Genomic DNA, 1971 nt, shown 5'->3' with positions numbered 1-1971 from the left:
TTTTGCACATCGGGTAAGTCAAGGGCATTGCTGCCCCCTTCTCCCCTAAGAACCGTACATGAGAGTTTCCCCTCATACGGCTCAAGCAACTCAATATTTCTATTTGTTGTTAGAAATCGGCTCATACTTTCAACATTTTCGTTTATTTCGCTTGTAGCAGTTGTTGTGGACAAGTTGCCGTACAATCGAACCACCAACAGATATTTCGTTGACGTTCCATGCTTTTGTACAATCTATTTCCTTGCCACATAACGGACAAATCCGGTTCTGCTTGTTCCATAAATATAAGAGAGACTTACGTCCCTTGAGAGATTCCAGCATTTGTTGCTCCTTTCGCTGAAAGAAATAATCATCGTATTCCGGGTCGAAAGGGTTTGCCTCACCTTTGATTTGCTTGTACGGGGTATAATGTATATCCGACAACCTTTTAAGGGTCAGGTAGTTCACTTTCTTGCTCTTGGTTTCATATTTCCATGCAAACGTCCATTTACGCCCCCGAATTTCATGCCAATATTTGTCTGCAACCCAAGACTTGCGTTTCTTTGGATGGCGACGTAAAGCCCATTTCTTCGTGAGATTGTAAATGTGATTGTCACAACCATGAAAAGCATCGGTTGATGCACCATATCGGTAATAGTTGCCCCAACCTGTGATTACAGGATTAAGCATTCGTATCAGCGATTCCTGCTTACACATTTTATGTCCTTTAACGATGTCACCGATTTTTGCCCTGAAGCGTTTCTGTGCATCTTTGGACGGGGATGTGTATAGCCTTTTGCCAAACTTCCTCACATTGAAACCTAAGAAATCAAAACCGTCGTATATGTTCGTAATGGTAGTTTTCTCTTCGGATAAGGTCAGCCCTCTTTCTTTGAGAAATTCTATCACGATAGGTTTGACTTCGTTTTCCAATAGCTCCTTATCTCGACCTGTGATTATAAAGTCATCCGCATAACGAATGAGGTTTACCTTGTAGTGGAATGTCTTATTGTTGCGCCATAATCTTTTGAATCTTTCAGCCAAGAGTGGTTGAAGTCCGTCAAGTGCTATATTTGCAAGTGTCGGTGATATGATACCTCCTTGTGGTGTACCCTCTTCTGTCGGGAATAGTTTGCCATTGAATACAGCTCCACATTTCAGCCATTTTCTGAGTATCGTCTTATCCATAGGGATATGATTAAGAAGCCAGTCGTGGCTGATATGGTCGAAGCAGCCTTTAATGTCTCCCTCCAAAATCCATTCGGGGGAATGCTGGCGGTTTAGAACCGTATCAATCTGACGGATAGCGTCCATTGTCCTGCGTTTCTTGCGGAAACCATAAGAAAAGCGGTCGCCTGTCGTTTCGGCTATCGGTTCCAATGCCATGAGATATAATGCCTGCATCGCCCTGTCTTTCATTGTCGGTATTCCCAACGGTCGGAGTTTACCGTTCTTTTTCTTGATGTGAACCCTACGAAGCGGCTGCGGATTGTAACCACGACGTTTCAGTTCACCGATTGCTTTGTACTTGCGCTTGGGAGAATCCCAAAGCTGTTTATCTACTCCAGACGTTTTCTTCCCTTTGTTGGAAGTAACCCTCTTTACCGCCAATGCCTTGGCGTAAAAAGAGTGGGTCAGCATCCACTGCAAGGCTTTCACCTTGTTATGTCTGCCTTCCTTTTGAGCCTTTACAATACGCGCTTGTAGCTTTCGGACATAGGCTTCACACTTGGACCAGTCCATTCCGTTCCAAGTTAGATTCCTACTATCAGCAGGCGCACACGATGTTTTAGTTTCGTTCATTTGCTTTCCTCCTTTTGAAAGTTCTAAAAGTTATCTTGTAAAGAGTTACCATATACGGAAGTCTGCCCACTTTCGTGTCGGATGATGTCACCAATAACAACCCGTGATGTTGATTCAATCCGTATCCACCCCATTACAGGGTGGCATTCGCTTTTTCCGTTATCTCATACCTGCACCCCATTCGGCTTG

Annotated in this window: 1 protein-coding gene and 1 pseudogene; both read right to left on the bottom strand. The window is 43.9% G+C overall.

Features of this window, described 5'->3' with window-relative positions; translation table 11 throughout:
• Positions 1–146: pseudogene (locus HMPREF2794_RS29360) on the bottom strand (conjugal transfer protein TraG); the annotation flags it as partial.
• Positions 130–1782, bottom strand: a complete 1653-nt coding sequence (ltrA, locus tag HMPREF2794_RS01435; protein ID WP_025836412.1) for a group II intron reverse transcriptase/maturase — start codon at positions 1780–1782, stop codon at positions 130–132. The gene ltrA and the pseudogene HMPREF2794_RS29360, both read right to left, overlap by 17 nt.
• Positions 1783–1971: the final 189 nt, after the last annotated feature.

It is taken from the genome of Bacteroides sp. HMSC067B03, from assembly GCF_001811315.1.
Taxonomy (GTDB): domain Bacteria; phylum Bacteroidota; class Bacteroidia; order Bacteroidales; family Bacteroidaceae; genus Bacteroides; species Bacteroides faecis.
This window is presented reverse-complemented; position numbering and strand designations above follow the sequence as displayed.

Coding starts and splice junctions, on each gene's coding strand:
- ltrA (WP_025836412.1), bottom strand. CDS start 1,782: ATGAACGAAACTAAAACATCGTGTGCGCCTGCTGATAGTAGGAATCTA.